General features: G+C 38.1%; 15 protein-coding genes. 3 read left to right on the top strand and 12 right to left on the bottom strand.

All coding sequences use genetic code 11. The features are described 5' to 3' along the window. Positions 1-252: 252 nt before the first annotated feature. The gene (locus I8T81_RS09400) at positions 253-3,828 is read left to right on the top strand and encodes an AAA domain-containing protein (protein ID WP_198072726.1); all 3,576 of its coding nucleotides are present in this window, start codon (positions 253-255) and stop codon (positions 3,826-3,828) included. A gap of 104 nt (positions 3,829-3,932) precedes the next feature. Here the strand turns inward: I8T81_RS09400 and catC are convergent, their stop codons facing one another. The 11 genes from catC to I8T81_RS09345 form a co-directional block, all read right to left on the bottom strand. Continuing rightward, positions 3,933-4,223 carry a muconolactone Delta-isomerase gene (gene catC / locus I8T81_RS09395; protein WP_100192779.1) on the bottom strand — a complete coding sequence of 97 codons (291 nt, stop codon included), beginning with the start codon at positions 4,221-4,223 and terminating at the stop codon, positions 3,933-3,935. A 13-nt stretch (positions 4,224-4,236) separates the two neighbouring features. Then, positions 4,237-5,451: a 3-oxoadipyl-CoA thiolase gene (gene pcaF, locus I8T81_RS09390; RefSeq protein WP_198072725.1), complete on the bottom strand. Its 1,215-nt coding sequence runs from the start codon at positions 5,449-5,451 to the stop codon at positions 4,237-4,239. An 18-nt stretch (positions 5,452-5,469) separates the two neighbouring features. Continuing rightward, complete coding sequence (locus I8T81_RS09385) at positions 5,470-6,117, bottom strand: 3-oxoacid CoA-transferase subunit B (RefSeq protein WP_198072724.1); 648 nt, start codon at positions 6,115-6,117, stop codon at positions 5,470-5,472. Positions 6,118-6,135: 18 nt separating this feature from the next. After that, positions 6,136-6,807: a 3-oxoacid CoA-transferase subunit A gene (locus tag I8T81_RS09380; protein ID WP_198072723.1), complete on the bottom strand. Its 672-nt coding sequence runs from the start codon at positions 6,805-6,807 to the stop codon at positions 6,136-6,138. An 81-nt stretch (positions 6,808-6,888) separates the two neighbouring features. Further along, positions 6,889-7,821 carry an alpha/beta fold hydrolase gene (locus I8T81_RS09375; RefSeq protein WP_033847748.1) on the bottom strand — a complete coding sequence of 311 codons (933 nt, stop codon included), beginning with the start codon at positions 7,819-7,821 and terminating at the stop codon, positions 6,889-6,891. Positions 7,822-7,884: 63 nt separating this feature from the next. Then, entirely contained in the window at positions 7,885-8,796 is a 912-nt protein-coding gene (locus I8T81_RS09370) for an alpha/beta fold hydrolase (RefSeq protein WP_265091528.1), read from the bottom strand. A 9-nt stretch (positions 8,797-8,805) separates the two neighbouring features. Further along, entirely contained in the window at positions 8,806-9,579 is a 774-nt protein-coding gene (locus I8T81_RS09365; protein WP_198072722.1) for a substrate-binding domain-containing protein, read from the bottom strand. Between the two features lie 62 nt (positions 9,580-9,641). Continuing rightward, complete coding sequence (locus tag I8T81_RS09360; protein ID WP_198072721.1) at positions 9,642-10,481, bottom strand: amidohydrolase family protein; 840 nt, start codon at positions 10,479-10,481, stop codon at positions 9,642-9,644. A 79-nt stretch (positions 10,482-10,560) separates the two neighbouring features. Next, complete coding sequence (locus I8T81_RS09355) at positions 10,561-11,379, bottom strand: SDR family NAD(P)-dependent oxidoreductase (RefSeq protein ID WP_198072720.1); 819 nt, start codon at positions 11,377-11,379, stop codon at positions 10,561-10,563. Position 11,380: 1 nt separating this feature from the next. Next, a complete protein-coding gene (locus I8T81_RS09350) occupies positions 11,381-11,944 on the bottom strand; it encodes a carboxymuconolactone decarboxylase family protein (protein ID WP_198072719.1) in 564 nt (187 codons plus the stop codon). Positions 11,945-11,995: 51 nt separating this feature from the next. Beyond that, positions 11,996-13,297, bottom strand: a complete 1,302-nt coding sequence (locus I8T81_RS09345) for a cation:dicarboxylate symporter family transporter (RefSeq protein WP_198072718.1) — start codon at positions 13,295-13,297, stop codon at positions 11,996-11,998. Positions 13,298-13,715: 418 nt separating this feature from the next. Between I8T81_RS09345 and I8T81_RS09340 the strand changes: the two genes are divergently transcribed. Together I8T81_RS09340 and I8T81_RS09335 are read left to right on the top strand one after the other, a co-directional pair. Then, positions 13,716-14,627, top strand: coding sequence for a LysR family transcriptional regulator (locus tag I8T81_RS09340; RefSeq protein ID WP_198072717.1), 912 nt, complete (start codon positions 13,716-13,718; stop codon positions 14,625-14,627). Positions 14,628-14,792: 165 nt separating this feature from the next. Continuing rightward, on the top strand, positions 14,793-15,515 hold the full coding sequence (locus I8T81_RS09335; RefSeq protein ID WP_198072716.1) for a 4'-phosphopantetheinyl transferase family protein: 723 nt from the start codon (positions 14,793-14,795) through the stop codon (positions 15,513-15,515). A 115-nt stretch (positions 15,516-15,630) separates the two neighbouring features. Here the strand turns inward: I8T81_RS09335 and I8T81_RS09330 are convergent, their stop codons facing one another. Then, a complete protein-coding gene (locus I8T81_RS09330; RefSeq protein WP_198072715.1) occupies positions 15,631-17,505 on the bottom strand; it encodes a thiamine pyrophosphate-binding protein in 1,875 nt (624 codons plus the stop codon). Positions 17,506-17,522: the final 17 nt, after the last annotated feature.

Raw genomic sequence — 17,522 nt, 5'->3', positions numbered from 1 at the left:
TAGCAAATGATATTCAATTCATTAATTCTGATCTATGATGAATTTTACTCTATATCGCAGTCAAAATATATCTTACATGATATTTACTTATGTTTTGATTAGGTAATTGCGATGAATATACCCATTTTCCACACTTTGTAAAAGACAAAATATTTCGTCAAATGTAGATATAACAGACATGTATATTACGTAGTGCCTAATAAAATCTTATCTATATGATAGTATTTATTTAAATAATAATTTGAGTTAGCAATGAGTTTAGATCAGGCAAATTTACTTAAAGCTTGGCAACGTTTCATAGAGATTACAGGTTGTGAAAAGTCCAAAATTCCTGTGATCGGTGTTAATAACTGCCAAAATATTATTTTTAAGGGCTCTGATTTAATTGAGAATGTTGACAGCCATGGTGTATTTATTGAATTGCATCCAATGCAAATTGCACATCTCAAAGAAAAATATGTAACTTTTGATGAAGATCTAAATGCAGAGGTCATTCGAGACCAACTTTCTTTTGCATTTCCTTTGCTTACGATGCACAAGAACCGCGAGACATTTTATCTTCCCTTATTCATCGTAGAACTTCCTTCGGATTTTTTGGTGAGAGATGGATTCACTGGGTTTGATATATCTTCAAATCTACCCGATAGCATTAAGGTGAATATCTCTGTACTGCTGAATTATTTTGATGTTGATATAGATCAAATTGATGAAACTCGTAATTTCATTGATATGATTAATTTGCTATGCGATACCAAACACTCAGACTTTAAATCAGTATATGAAGGTTTCTTAAGTTGGGCAAATGAGCGCCTGCAAATGAAGAACAATAACTTCAATCAAATCTTTTTGGCTCCAAATATAAGTGGACTAATCTTTTCAGTTATTAATGATGATTTGAGCAGTAACCGCGATCTCGAGGACTTTAAATATTTATTATCAGAAATAGAAAAAACTGATCAAAGTAGCGAAAACTATGTGTCAAAAAATTATCCATTACTAAATATCTATTTAAGTAAAACTAACAAGAACCAATCGATTATCAAAAGCTGTCCAGTGCATGAGACCAAAATTTATGGCCTATTTGAGCATGAATACTCATTAGGACGTGGACAGTTTCAATCAATACAAGCAGCCAATATAAAACCTGAATTACCATTGATTGCAGTTCAAGGTGCTCCTGGTACTGGTAAAACCACTCTATTCAAATCCTTAATTGCTCAGCAAATTACTGCTCGTGCACTTTCAATTATTAGTGGTGAAGATAAAAATCATAATATGTTGGTATGCTCTACAGCGATTAAAGCTGTAGATAACGTCATTGCCGATCTAAGAGCAGATGAATTCACAAAAGAATTAAGTTGGCTTTGGTTTCATGGCGGTTCAAAGCAAAAAATAGAAAATGAAGTCAAAAACCGATTAGAGCCCTATATTTCGCATCTTGAAGCGAATGATTTTGATCAAAATAAATATGATTCTCTTAAAGCGAAAATTATTGCCGGTAGCATCGAAATTAATAAGATTGCCAACCAATTTCAAAAAGATTATCAGTTGCTCCAAGAAAAAAAAGCATCTGTTCCATTCATTAATCCTAATAGCGACTTAGATCCCACAGCACTTCGTGAGGACTTGAGTAAATATCAGATGGAGCTTGGTGAAAAGTTAGATACTGAATTAAAAGATAAAGGATATTCAGATGCAATACTTGAACAGCGCCAAAATCAACTTAGTTTTGAAAATAAAAAATTGTCTGAACAAATTGATGAAATCAATGTTGCTATGGAGTGTGTAAAAAACTTATTGGCATATTGGCCAAAAAAATTCTCACCTTCACAATTCGCAGATTGGATGCTGAATAAAAAAGTACGTGGTAAGTTCACATTATCTTTTGGTGACTTCTTCAAACTTCAATTTTTAAAACTGGTTACAATGTTTTCTCCAGCTAGAATTAATCTTTTAGCCTCTTGTGAAATATTGAGTCGATATGATGAGTTAAGTGAATTTGAAAGAAAACTCAACCATGGAACTGAGCAACTTAAAATATTGAATATACTTCACCAGACATCAATCAATTTTAATGCTTTTATAAACGCTCATAAGCAATTTAATGAAAGCTTTAAAGGATGTCAGGACTTATCAGATGCATTACGTTTAAAGGCGGTTGAGTTAAATCGCAAGATGTTTGAGGATTCTGTACAATTCCTTTACCAAGAGCAATTGAAGCGTAAACCTGAACTCATTGAGGCATTATCTCATTGGTCAGCCATGTTACTTGGTGGAAATACCCCTACTCCTAATTTTGGTAAATTCATCAAGCAAAGTAAAAATTTTTATAATCTCACTTCATTGGCGTACCCAGTTGTTGCGTCTACATTAGCTTCAGCACACAAAATGTCTGGTTATAAGAAACTTGATCATCTTAAAGGCATAAAACCTTGGAACTTGGTATTAGTCGATGAGGCTGGGATGGTTTCAGTAGAAAATCTAGTTCCAGTATTGTCACGTAGTAATACAGCGATGATCGTTGGTGACCCCTTACAACTAGAGCCAATCCGCACAATCTCAAAACCATCTATTCAAAAAATCTACAATGAGTATTTCCTTAATCATGACGAGGAATACAAAATGCTTGGTCCCGGTCAGGTTACAGCATATCACCGAGCAGCTGGAACCTTAACTGGTGAAATCAGCGATATAGGTGATGGGATCATTTTAGATGAGCATAGACGATGTCAAGCTCCGATCGCGAAATTGTTTATTGATATTGCTGAATATAAAGATCTCAGTGTCACTACTTTCAAGCCTAAGGAATCAATCGAAAAAGCCTTCAATGCATTTGGTGGGCATCATTTGATGTTCTACCATGTCGATGGTTCAAGGTCGATTGGAAAGACAAACCTAGATGAAGTTCGTGCCATTGGTGAATTATTAAATCAACTAGAAAAGGCTGGTTACAACCTGAAGGCTGATGTCGGTATTATTACACCGTATGCGGATCAAAAACGCTTGTTGTTGAATGCTTATGGTAAACGCCTTGGATGTGAATTTGAAACTCGTATTGGCACAGTTCATCAATTCCAAGGTACTGGCTTTGACGTGATTATTTATAGTCCAGTGATCTTTGATGAGTTAGACAGCCCATCTTTCCAAAACACACGACCAAACATGCTTAACGTAGCCGTATCTCGTGCAAAACAGCAGTTTATTGTAATTGGTAACTATCACAAGCTTAAGCAAACAAATGGTCCATTAAAAATGGTAGCTGAACGCACGTCTTCAGATTTCTATTTAGAGCTTGGTAGCCAGAGTCCAAGTTACCATGATTTTTCAATAAGCTTTGCTGTAGAAAAGCACATCTATGATGCTCAACATATCAAAGCATTTGAGTACTACCTTGAGAAAGCCGAGAAATCTGTTGTGATTATAGTTCCATGGATTCGTAAGCCACACTACGTACAAGTCCAAAAACAGTTGGATCTAATCAAAGCAGCTAAAAAACGTGGCATCAATGTGAGGATTTATTATGGTTACAGCAACTTAGAAATCAATCAAAAAGATGACAATGATCAACAGTTGGTTCAAAAGTACATCAAAGCACTTGGCCCAGATAATATTATCCGTATTCCACAAGGCACTCATGAGAAGGTACTACTGGTAGATGATCGATTATTAGTGATTGGCAGTTGGAATTGGCTTTCTAACGCATACTACAAATGGTATGAAACTCAGAATACTGCGCAGACTAATTTAGCGATACGACGTGAGACTAGTATTATAATCATGAATAGAAAGCTCATTACAGACTATAAGGCACATAACAATATAACCTAAAAAGGAGTAAAAACTTATTTCATATGCATGATTGTCGCATTCTTTAAATAGAGCACCTATTATTATTAAATAAGTGCTTTTCCATATTTATAAAAAACTCATACTTAATAATCACCTTCTCTCACAGAAGATGGATGTCTATTTAAAGCCATCACTTCAATTTTCATGTACGGGTAAAGTGGTAAGCCTTGTAATAAATTATGTAGCTCTTCATTACTTTCAACATCAAAAATACTAATGTTTGCGTATTGCCCTGTTATTCTCCATAAATGGCGACATTTACCTTGTCTTTGGATTTCTTGAGAATAAGCACGTTCTCTTGCTTTAATATCTTCAATTTCCTGCTCAGTTAAATGGCTAGGTAAAATCACATCTTTTCGTACGTAAAATAGCATTAGTTCTTTCCTTTTAAATAACACGTTCAATAATCAAAGCAATTCCTTGACCTACCCCAATACACATTGAACACAAAGCGTAGCGACCACCTGTTTGTTCAAGCTGGTTTAGGGCTGTTGTCACGAGGCGTGCACCTGATGCACCAAGTGGATGGCCTATAGCAATTGCACCACCATTTGGATTTACCTTGTCAGAATCATCTGGCAAACCTAAATCACGGGTCACTGCCAAAGCTTGTGCAGCAAACGCTTCATTGAGCTCAATTACATCCATCTGCTCTAAAGTCAGGTTGGCTTGTTTAAGTAATTTTTTAATTGCTGGTGCCGGAGCAAAGCCCATAATACGTGGTTCTACACCCACTGCTGTTGAAGCAATGATCTTGGCACGTGGTTTTAGGTTATAAGCCTGAACTGCATCATCAGAAGCAATCAGTAGAGCTGCTGCACCATCGTTAATGCCTGAAGCATTACCCGCAGTGACCGTGCCATCTGCTTTAACCACAGGTTTAAGTTTGCTCAAACCTTCAAGGGTGGTTGATGCACGAGGATGTTCATCGGTATCAATCACAACAGCATCACCCTTACGCTGAGGGATTTCAACTGGCACGATTTCTTTAGAAAAAAAGCCTTTGGCTTGCGCGCTTGCGGTGCGTTGTTGGCTCACCAAGGCAAACTGGTCCTGATCTGCACGATTGACGTTAAACTGTTCAGCGACGTTTTCGGCAGTCTGGGGCATGGTGTCTACACCATACAATTCTTTAAGTTTAGGGTTAATGAAACGCCATCCCATGGTGGTATCTTCAATCTTCTGGCTACGGCCAAAAGCACTGTCAGACTTTCCCATCACATAAGGTGCACGGCTCATGCTTTCCACACCACCTGCAATCACCAAATTCGCTTCACCAGCCTTAATGGCACGAGCAGCAATGGCAATGGCATCGAGTGAAGAACCACACAAACGGTTAATGGTGGTTGCTGGTACTTGATATGGTAAACCTGCAAGTAAAGCTGACATACGGCCAACATTACGGTTATCTTCACCGGCTTGGTTAGCACAGCCATAGATCAAATCATCGACCTGTTCCCAATCTACACTTGGGTTACGCTGCATGAGTGCTTTAATCGGCACAGCACCAAGGTCATCGGCACGAACAAGTGTAAGGCCACCGGCGTAACGGCCGAATGGTGTACGGATGGCATCGATGATATAAGCATTTTTTAATGTCATTTCCCTACTTCCTTACCCTTAAGTCGCATCAATCAAAGTTGCACCAGTCAAAGCCTGTAACTCATCAAAGCTAAGACCTTCCACTTTCTCAATCACCTTTAAACCATCTTGGGTCACGTCAATCACACACAGGTCGGTGTAAATACGGTCAACACATTTTTTACCCGTCACCGGATAGCTCAGCTCAGCCACAATCTTCGGTTCACCTTGTTTAGTCACATGGTCTGTAGTGATAAATACTTTCTTAGCCCCTACAGCTAAATCCATCGCACCCCCAACCGCAGGAATCGCATCGGGTGCCCCCGTGTGCCAGTTCGCCAAGTCACCATTCGCAGCAACCTGAAATGCACCGAGTACTGCAATATCAAGGTGACCACCACGCATCATCGCAAATGAGTCGCCATGGTGGAAAAAACTGCCGCCTTCAAGCATGGTCACAAATTCTTTACCCGCATTAATCAGTTCAGGATCTTCTTCACCTGCCGCTGGCGGTGGGCCAAAAGCCAACAGGCCATTTTCAGAATGAAGAAAAATATCTTTATCGTTAGGTAAGTAGCTCGCGATCTTGGTCGGTAAGCCAATACCCAAGTTCACATAGGCACCATCTGGAATATCTTGTGCCACACGTTTTGCAATCTGGTCACGGCTGAGTTTCTGGTAGCTCATGTTATTTCTCCTTATTGCTTACTGTGCTGGCGCTACTTGTACAACGTGCTGTACAAAGATACCCGGGGTGATGATGTGCTCTGGAGCTAATCCACCTAGCTCAACCACCTCAGAAACCTGAACAATGGTGACATCAGCAGCCATGGCCATAATCGGGCCAAAGTTACGGGCAGATTTACGGTAAACCAGATTGCCCCAGCGGTCACCCTTGTAGGCTTTAATCAAGGCAAAGTCAGCCTTGATTGGATATTCAAGTACGTAATCTTTCCCATCAATCTCACGGGTTTCTTTGCCTTCAGCTAAAAGTGTTCCAAAGCCTGTTGGTGTAAACACAGCGCCTAGGCCCATACCCGCTGCCTGAATACGACAAGCCAGATTACCTTGCGGGACCACTTCAAGCTCGACCTTTCCGGCACGGTACAGCTCATCAAACACATAAGAGTCTGACTGGCGTGGGAAAGAGCAAATCACTTTTTTAACCGAACCGGCTTTAAGCAGTTTAGCCAGACCATAATCGCCATTACCGGCGTTATTGCTGACAATCGTTAAATCTTTAATACCCAGTTCAATCAGTCCGTCAATGAGTTCAGCGGGTTGTCCTGCGGTACCGAAACCACCAATCAGGATGGTTGCACCATCTTTAATCTGCGATAGTACCTCGCTAAGTGAGGACTTACTTTTGTCAATCATATGGAAAAGTCTCTTAAAGCCTTAATGCACAAAATCGATTAGAAACGAACGTTCTTGAACGTTCGTTTCTTTAAGGAACAACTATGATTTTTTCGCGAATTGTTGTTTAGCAAATTTACCAATGGCATCCGCTAAAGCTTTCGGTTGCTCTGGAACTAAGGCATGACCTGCATTTTTAATTTCGACTATCGTCACTCGATCCCCTAAAGCACCTTTTAAAACACCTCTTAAAGGTTTAGGCGCAACTGTGTCATATTCTGGTTGAATATCTAAAATTGGTGCTTTGCCAGCAGCAAAATAGTCATCTACAGGAGTGTTATTACGCGCATAACCTTGTGCATCGTGTGCTTCGTGGTGCCAACCAGTTAGCCATACGCGCGGATCATTCATTGGTGCAAAGAATGCACGTTTTAAATATTCAATACGCTTAGCTTCTGGAAGCTCTTCATTTCCAGCATTATCAATCGCCTCACGAATTTCAGGACCAATTGGTTTACCTTTATATCCCTCAGGCACTTTACCTGCGGAAGCGCCTGCTAACACCACCCCTTTAACCAAATCTGGACGTTGCGTTGCAACCATACGGGTTGGGAAATTGCCCCATGCATGACCGACTACAATTGCAGGACCAGCTTTAAAATGTTCGATCACTGCTGCAACATCATTTCCATAATCTTGGATATGCAGTTTTTCCATTGGACCACGGCTTAAACCAATTCCACGAACTTCAGGTCGAATCACTCTAAAGCCTTGTTTAACTAAATCTTGTGCAACTACGTCATAGTCACGTACAGAACGCCCTAGTGACGACATAATCACAATGGTTGGCCCCTTACCTTGTACATAAGCTTGAATAGAGACATCACCATACTTCACCATCTCATAAGGCACATTGCTTACCTTAGAGGCAGCTGCCGTATGCGTTGCTGGTGTAACGTTTGTTTGCTTTGCTTCCGTAACCGTTGCTGTGGCTAATAATATTGCTGTAGATAAAATAGCTAAGGTTTTGTTCATCTTAATCAACTCCATGTTTTAGATGATTGTGGTTTAAAAATTAAATAAGCAGATTTAAGTCAACTAATTGGCTGAATAAACTTGTTTGGAAAATTTGACTATCGCATTTGCCATCGCTTCTGGTTGTTCTGGTACCATCGCATGACCTGCGTTTTTGATGACCTGTTCAACAACTCGTTCAGGCAAATACTCTTTCATTACATTTTTGACGACAACGGCATCGTACTCTCCTTGTAAATCAAGGATTGGAACCGTTTTCCCACCTGAAAAATACTCATCAATTGGCGTTACAATTCGTGCATGAGCTTCAGCAGCATGGTTTTTTTCATACCAACCGTTTAACCACACATGTGGATCATTCATAGGTGCGAAGAAAGCTTGTTTTAGATATGTGATACGTTGTTCTTGAGGAAGCTTATAATTCCCTGCGTTATCAATTGCATCTCGTAAACGCCCATACGGTTTTTCAGTTGAATCTTTAGGTAACTTACCTGCTGAAGCAGCGGCCATGACAATACCGCGAACCAGATCTGGTCGATCAGCAGCAAGCATACGTGCAGGCTGACTTCCCCACGCATGTCCAACGACTACCACTGGACCAGTTTTTTCAGCATCCAAAACTAAAGCAACGTCAGCAGCAAAATCGTGGAGAGTTAAATTCTCTAAAGGCCCTGTACTGCCATTGATACCTCTAGGTTCAGGACGTATTACTTTAAAGCCTGATTTTGCAAGATAATCTGCAACAACATCAAAATCCCTAGCTCCACGACTTAACGAAGGCAATAATACAATTACGGGGCCCTTCCCTTGCACATAGAACTCAATTGAGACATCACCTTGTTGGATCTGCTTTTTATGAACAGAGAAATTTGAAATTAAATTTGCTTGATCCATATTAGATTCAACCTTATCAAGACTTGAGCATCCCATGAGGCTCAATGATGTCGATAAAATTGCAGTTAAGTATTTCTTCATGGTGATTCCTCACTTACCAATTGGTTCTAAACCGCTACTGGTCAAAATACTTGCTGCTTGTTTAGATTTTAAAAATTGTATAAATTGAGCTGCGATTTCAGGATGTTCAGCTTTTTTAGAAATCACTGATGAAAACTTACTAACGTATTGCAAACTTTCAGGTAAAGGTGCAACAAAGGTAATCCCTTTAGTATGCTTAAGCTCACTAATCTGTTGCATTCCGACATCAGCCTGATGTTCTGCTAACACTTCTCCGACCAGCTTTTTACCCGGAACCTCAAGCCCCTTTGTTTGCATTTCTTGTTCAATATTCAATTTTTTGAATAATGTTGAACGAATATAGACACCACTTGAACCTTGAGAGTAGGCAACTTTTTGGGCTGACAATAAGGCTGCCTTTAGGTCTGATTCATTTTTTAACGGTGGCACTTTAGTGCCTTTACTTACAGCTAAACCAATTTTTGAATTTGCCAATTCAGTACGACTAGATAAGTCAAAATTTTGACTTAATTCATTAGATTTAAGTGCATCATCCAAAATAATAGCCAAGTCCATCTTTTCATTGTTTTTAATTCGCATTGGTAATGATTCAGGAGACTTTCCGGCAGAAGGTCCCCATTCGATATGAACCGTATTTCCAGTTAATTTTTCATACATTGGAATAAGAGTATCCATCGCACCATGAAAAGAACCAGATGCAATAACATTTAATTGCGCTGCATGTGCTGGCACGACCATAGCAATTGATAAGCCCATTCCTGAGACTAGTTTTTTTAAACTCATTTTTAACTTCCTTTTAAGTAAAGAAGTATTCAGTCAATGAATACTTCATTGGTTTTAAAACATTAATTTTCTCTGAAATATAAATTTCGTGGATTATCGACAAATACGGCTTGTTTTAATTCGGGTGTATCGAGTGCTTTTAATGCAAACTTTAAAAGCTCATCATCATTAGGAACTTCACCTTTCAAATTTGGATGTGGCCAATCTGTTCCCCATACCACTCGGTTTGGCGCAAGTTTGATTAACTTCTGAACCCAATTCAGTGAAGCCTCCCAAGTGCTGGCAGGCTGCCCATTCATTGCGCGGTCAATTCCGGAAATTTTTAGCCAACGCTTCGGATTCATCATGACTTGTTGCAACTTGGTAAAAGTATTTGCTGCATCTTGTGAGTCAAGCAAATTAGGTCGCGCCATATGATCAATCACAATATCGACATCTATGTCATGCCAAGCTTCAATCGCAGGTAAAATATCTTCAATTTTGCCGTGTATCTGAATATGCAATCCGAGCTTTGCAACTCGTTCAACCAAGCTACGTAATACTTGCGGATCACGGCTTCCCGGCAAATGCCCCATCATGTTAAAGCGAATACCACAAATACCGCCTTGCTTTAATTCAACAAGTTGCTCATCTGTAATATCGTGATCTACTAAAGCAACACCTCGATAATTAAAGTTACTTTGTTCAATCGCATCTAAAATGATGAAGTTATCTGAACCATAGGCGACGGCTTGAACAAAAACACCGTGTGCAATTCCTAAACTTTTGTGTAATTCAAGCAACTGCTTAAATGTTGCTGGTTCAGGATGATATGCAGCATCTTCAGGTAACGGAAAGCGATCAAAAGGCCCGTATATATGAAAATGGCAATCCCATGAACCTTTTGGCAAATTAAATGACATAGTACTTCCTAAACAAATCTTATTAGGTTCAACAAATATTCCATGCACCTCACATATTTGGAGTTACTCAGAATTCACCTTAATCACAACGTGCAGTCATTCCGCCATCGACCACAATTTCTGTTCCAGTAACAAAACGGGCTTCATCACTTGCTAGAAACAGAGCAGCAAAAGCTGTATCACGACCATCTCCCATAAAGCCTGCGGGAATTCGTTTTAAACGACTTTCAAGCAATTGATCGACATCACCGCCAGTCCGTTGTCCTGCTAAACGAACCTCAACCATCGGGGTATGTAATTGACCAGGCAAGACAGTGTTTACGCGTATTCCTTTAGAGGCATATTCGACAGCAGTCACTTTTGATAATTGAATAATCGCGGCTTTACTTGCGGCATAGGCAACTTGCGGAGCACCTGTAAAACGGATTCCAGAAGTTGAAGCCGTATTTACAATCGAACCACCGCCTTGTTGCTCCATATATGGAATGGTGTGTTTACAAGTTAAAAAGACGCTTTTTAAATTTAAGTCGAGTTGTTTGTTCCAAGCTTCTTCTGATAACGCAACAGCTCCACCAGCGGCAGAGCCACCTACGTTATTTACTAAAATATCGACACGACCATATTTCTCTACACAGGCTTCAACCATGGTTTGAACTGACTCACTGTCAGTCACATCACATGCAAAAGGTGTCACTTCACCACCGAAGTTTTGAATTCGATTTAAAGTCTCTTGCATTGCATCAATCGAACGATCTACAGCAAAAATTTTTGCCCCTGCTTTTGCAAAAAGTACTGCCGCTGCACGACCATTTCCCCAACCTGGACCAACACAACCGGCACCTGTAATGATTGCAACTTTATCTTTCAAACGTCCTTGAGGATTAATTTCATCAAACATATTAAATTCCTGCTTCTGGGGTTGGTAATTCAGGAGTTACACCTGCTGGGGGTGGAACCTCGAAAACATTAATCGTCATAGAAATCAGGGTGTAATAACCTGCTATCGCGACCAAATCAATTAAGGTATCTGTTCCAAGTAGTTGCTCTATTTCTCTATAGATCTGTTCAGAAACCCTTTTAGTTTCATGAAGCTCATAAATGAACTGATAAATTAATTGTTCGTCTTTATGAATAAATGCGGGTTGCTCACCTAAACGAATTGCTTCAATGACGTCTGTACTTAGACCTGCTTCAATTGCATAAGGTTTATGAGCAGCCCATTCATATTCAGCGAGCCAGTGTCTACCCATTAGTAAGATGGCTAATTCACTCAAACGCGGCTCTAAACAACTATCGTATCGGCAATATTGACCAAGACTTTGGGCTAAATTGGCTAACTTGGAACGATGCAACCAGATCGCTAAAGGACCTCGCACACCTTTACGTGGACCACTTGCAATTGCATCGAATACAACCTGTTGTTCAGCAGTTAAATGTTCTGGGTCGATAGCTTTTAAACGCATGTCTATTCTCGATATAAGAAGTTGAGATAATTAATTGGATTTATCTAAAACTTAACTTGATTGATTTGAATCAGAAGCTAATGGCGTCTCTACCAAAGAATCTTTCGCCCCTAGCAAACTACGCTTAGGTCTTTTACCTGTTTGTTTTTCAAAGGCATCAGCATCGAAAGCATTTTCCCAACGAGCAACCGCATAGACCGCAAGCGTGTTTCCAATAATGTTGGTAATTGCCATGATGGTTGCCATAATTCGGTCAACACCAAATAACAGTCCCAAACCACCTAACGGTAAAGTTTTTACAGACTGTAAAGTCGCCGCCAATTTAATAAAGGCGCCTCCAGCAACAGTAGTTCCACCTTTTGAGGTAAAGCTTAAAATTGCTAATAGAACCAGTTGGTCGATTAAGCTCAAAGGCGTGTCAGTCGCTTGTGCGATAAAGCCCACAGCAATTGCCATATATAAGGCTGTGCCATCTAAGTTAAAGCTATAACCTGTAGGTAATACGAACCCGACAACGGCTTCATCACAACCAGTTTTCTTGAGTTTTTCAATCAGTTTAGGAAAGGCAACTTCACCAGATGCTGTACCGAATACCAAAAGTATTTCGTCACGAATCACTTTTAAAATGGTGAGGAAAGGTAGACCAATAATCCACGTAACTGTGCCAAGGGCGAATACGATAAAGAAGAAGCACGCTGCGTAGAAAACACCAATTAATTTCATTAAATAAATAAGTGTTTCACCGCCGTAACTACCAATTGCAGCCGACATCGCACCAAAAGCACCGAGTGGAGCAAGCTTCATGATAAAGCCGAGCATCTTGAACAAGATGGTTTGTGCTTCATCAATTCCTTTAACAATGACAGAGTCTGGACCACAACATAAATTGATAGCCATACCTGCTAAAATTGAAACAACCAATACTTGTAATACGTTTCCAGTCGCAAAAGCATCTACGATGGTATGGGGAATCATATTTAAGAAGAAATCAACCGCTGAAAGCGTTGCTGAGCCCTTTGCTGCGTCAGGTTCGGCTAAGTCCGTTGCATGAAGCCCTAAACCAGGTTGCAACACATTGACAAACACAAAGCCAATCAGCATTGCTACAGTTGTTAGCACTTCAAAATAAATAAGCGACTTAACACCCAAACGGCCCAGTTTTTTCATATCTTTAATATGAGTTAAACCATGAACCAAGGTAAGAAAAATCAAAGGAGCTAAAAGCATTTTTAGTAAAGCAATAAATGCTTGACCTAATGGCTTCATTGCCTTTGCCCATTCAGGGGAGACTAAACCCAAAATAATGGCAGCAATAATTGCAATAATTACCTGCACATGTAGTTTTTTTAACATGTCGAATTCCTATATCGAAACTTTAAAATGCTTGTGCTTGAACACATCCCTGCATTTTTTTGGCAAACGAATCCCCTATAAACAACATTCATATGTGTTTAGATTTAAATATAACGGGGGGTTCAATTGTCTAGAGTGTTTAACTCATCGAAAAGCTAGATTTAAAAGATAATCTGTCATAGAATCAGTCCTTAATCATATTTTTCCAAATAAACCTGATCAATCCTATTTCCTAGATCAGGTTAAAAATCAATAATGATATCAATATCTTTTGACCATAAAATTGATATCTATTGATAAAGTATTACGTAAATAAGAATCTTAACTATCACTTTCCATATAAGTTCCGTTCATTACGTCTGAGTTCATTGTTATATAATCACCATCTTTGTGGAATAGGATTTAGGCACTATCAGATATGAATGAAATTAATATCGCACAAATCGACTTAAATCTATTGAAGTGCTTTGAAGTCCTATATGAAGAGCAGAATGCTTCGCGTGCAGCAGAACGTTTAGGAATTACTCAATCTGCGGTCAGTGCATCTTTAAGACGACTTAGAGACATTTACCAAGATCCACTTTTCCAACGGACTGGTCGAGGACTTGCGCCAACAACTAAAGCTCATGCTTTAAAGCCCTTAGTCAGTAATGCCTTAAATATTTTTAAGGAAACGCTGCTATCTCTACCTGATAATACCAATGCTTTACAGCAGCGAATTATTACCCTTGGTATGTCAGATGATTTTGAAATTGCGTTTGCACAAGAGATTATAGAGCAAGTTAGATTAAAATTTCCGCATTATAGAATAGTGATAAAACAGACATACATGCATATTATTGCTGAAATGTTAGTAAAACATAATGTTGATATTGGTGTAACTTCTGGTGGAATCTACTATCACTCTCTGTATCGAGAATTAATGGTTTTAGGTGATTATTCTTGTTTAGTAACTCACCCTGAAGATGCTGTTGATTTGACCTTAGAAAAGTTTTTGGGTTTTGAACATTTATTAATTTCTAATACAGCACAGATCGGAATAGTTGACGAACATTTAACAAAATTAAATAAAACCAGACATATATTTGCATCTACCTCTCATTTCGCAGCTATTCCTTGGTTATTAAAAAGGAAAGGAACTGTTTGTACGCTTCCAACCCATGCTGCAAGAAAAATTTCTGAAATTGTACCCTCACTTATTTATACAAAATGTCCAATTTCGATACCGACCTACCCAATGGTTCTTTCATGTAGAAAAACATCTCTAAAGGACAAAGCAATTTTGGATGTTCAAGAAGTGATTAGATCCGTTATTAATAGTTATAAATAAGTTTTTTCTTAAATAATCTTCATTTTGGAGCAATAAAATTAGTATCATTCTTTCAGTATAAATATTCTATATTAAATATTTTACTGTATAATTATTAAGAATAAATTTAAAGCAGATAAAACGTAACATATATAAATTATAGCCTTTTAAATGAGATTTAAAAAGATGGAAGTAGATTCAACCAATTATTTTATAAAAAAAATATACCAACATAAAATAAATGGATTACCTGGTATTTGTATACAAATAGATTTTTTGTATAATTATTATAATGATAATGTAACTTTTAAATTACTAGGAAAACATTTACCTGAATCATTGAAATATGTTGCTATTAAGAGGAAAGCTGAATACACTGCTGGTCGTTATGCAGTCCAAAAAGCTTTAAGATTATTAGAATATAGTAGTGATAATGAAGTATTTATAGGACAGCATGGGATACCTATATGGCCTCAACTTTTTACAGGTTCAATTAGCCATACATCAACAAATGCAATGTGTGTAGTTTCACATACCGATGAAATAAGAAGTATAGGTATCGATATTGAAAACTGGTTTAATAGTGACTTGTTTAATAATATTACTAGTTCGATTTTAACAGGAGCTGAATATAAATTACTGAAAAAATATAAAACTCTAGATCACAATATAGCTACTCTAATCTTTTCGGCTAAAGAAAGTTTATTTAAAGCGATATATTTTGAAGCTAAATGTTATTTTGGTTTTGATGCAGCAGAAATAGTATCAATTGATTTTCAAAAGAATATATTTACTATTAAATTAAATGTAGACTTAAATTCAAATTTAAAAAAAGGCAGACAATTTAGTGGTCTATTTAAATTTTATAAAGATTTTATTTTTACAGCGGTTATAATTTACAAATTATAAAATCCAAATTTATATAAAGAATATATTAGTAATTTTAATGACCTTTTAAGATATTAAAGTCCTTATAAAAGGACTTTAATATAATCTTAAATTAATAAATACAATTTTTCTTTAATTAATGTTGGTAACTAGCAATTCCTGGTTCAGGTACAGTAGTGTAACCAGGTGGGTATAATTTTGCAGAAGAAAATTCACGAATTGCCTGAACATTAATTAAACAAGGTTTACTTTCTTTTGCAGCAATTTTATAGCATCGCTGTAAAGCTGCTCTCATATCTTTTGGATTTGTAACATACTCGCCATGTACGCCTAATTGTTCCGCCATAACATCATAACGAGTATTTTCACGCATATGATGTAATTTTTCAGCTTCAGAGCTATTCGTATTAAACCATGTCCCCCAACTATTATTATTATAAACAATAACAATTAAAGGCAATTTGTACATGACGGCTGTTTCCAATTCAAGTAAACTGTATCCTAATTCAGAGTCCCCACATTGAACTAAAACAGGAGCTCCTTTAAATTCTTTTTGAACCCCCACTCCTTGTTTAATCGCTGCTGTTGCCCCAATCATCATAGGTATCGCAGTTCCTAATGCACCCATTTGATATAAATTAACAATAGTTTGGCCTGGGCGAAATGCACGAAACCGTGGGGGAATATAGCGCTGATGGGTAAAACCGCCTGAACCAGTCACTGTTTGTCTAGGATCAATATCACCATTGAAGAAAAACTCGTATATTTCTTTTCCAATTACCGCAGGGTGCACAGCGTTTTCTCTACTATATTTCAACCCAATCTTATAATCATTATCTAAATCTTTTTCGTATTGTATACGTGAAATTTTAATTTCACTTGTCCATTCTGGACGGCTCTTTAACGGTAATGCATTAGCTAACATTTCAAAAAATAAACGCTCATCACCTACCACGCCGAGATCAACTGGCCAATTTCGGCCTAAATCTTCTGCTGAGGGATGTACACGAATCGTTTTTACATTTTCAGTTATTGTGTATTCGATTGGACTAGGCATACAATACTGTCCAACAAAAATAACAAGATCTGCATTTTTTACAGCACTAGGTGACAAACTCATAGATAAAGGATGTTCATCAGGGAAATGACCCCTATTAGGACCAGAAATTGCTACAGCAATATCATTTTTTTCAGCAGCTTTTCTTAGTTCTTCTGAAGCATGTCGATGGAATACTCCATGTCCTGCAATAATCATTGGGCGTTCTGATTTTTCAATATAATTTACAACATCCTCAATATCTTTTAAGTGTGGGGTCGCTATATTTTCAGAACGATAAAGATGTTTACTCCAAAAATCACTCAATTGCGATTTATCTTTAAAATGAGCATTACACACCTCTTCCGTAAAGTCTAAATGCACGGGTCCAGGTATACCTGTTTTTAGATGACGAAATGCATGCGCACCATATTCATAGATTCTTTCAGGAACAATAATTCGCTTTCCATATTTACGAATACCTTCTGACATTGATTGTTGTGGCAAGTTTTGAATCTCGAAATCACGATCTTCATAAGTAGTTGTACAATTACTTGCTAGTATTAATAATGGAGTTCTTGCAGCCCATGCCGCCGAAATACCCATCATCATATTAGCAAATCCAGGGCCTTCAGTGCCAGAGCATGCAGCTATCTCACCTGAAGCACGATAAAAGCCATCAGCTGCAGAACACATCCCACCTTCAGTACGCCCCCCATAACTAGTTATACCTGCTTCAGCCATAGCATGGGTAATAGCATAATTACCGGGTGCACAGAATAAAGCTGCCAGTCCTTCTTCTTTACATAATTTAGCAAATATTTCGGGAGCTGATATTCCTTGTTCCGAAGAAAAATCCCAATTAGGTTGTCTATCTAAACTAATACTCTTATTCAATTTATTATCTGAAGTAATAACTTTATGTTCAGAAGTATCTAAAGATATCATTTCGTTTGAATCATCATACATATTCATAGTTTATTATCCAATAA

Origin of the sequence: Acinetobacter seifertii (genome assembly GCF_016064815.1) — a bacterium.
GTDB lineage: Bacteria > Pseudomonadota > Gammaproteobacteria > Pseudomonadales > Moraxellaceae > Acinetobacter > Acinetobacter seifertii.
Note: the sequence above shows the minus strand (reverse complement) of the source record. Positions and strands in the feature narration are given on the sequence as shown.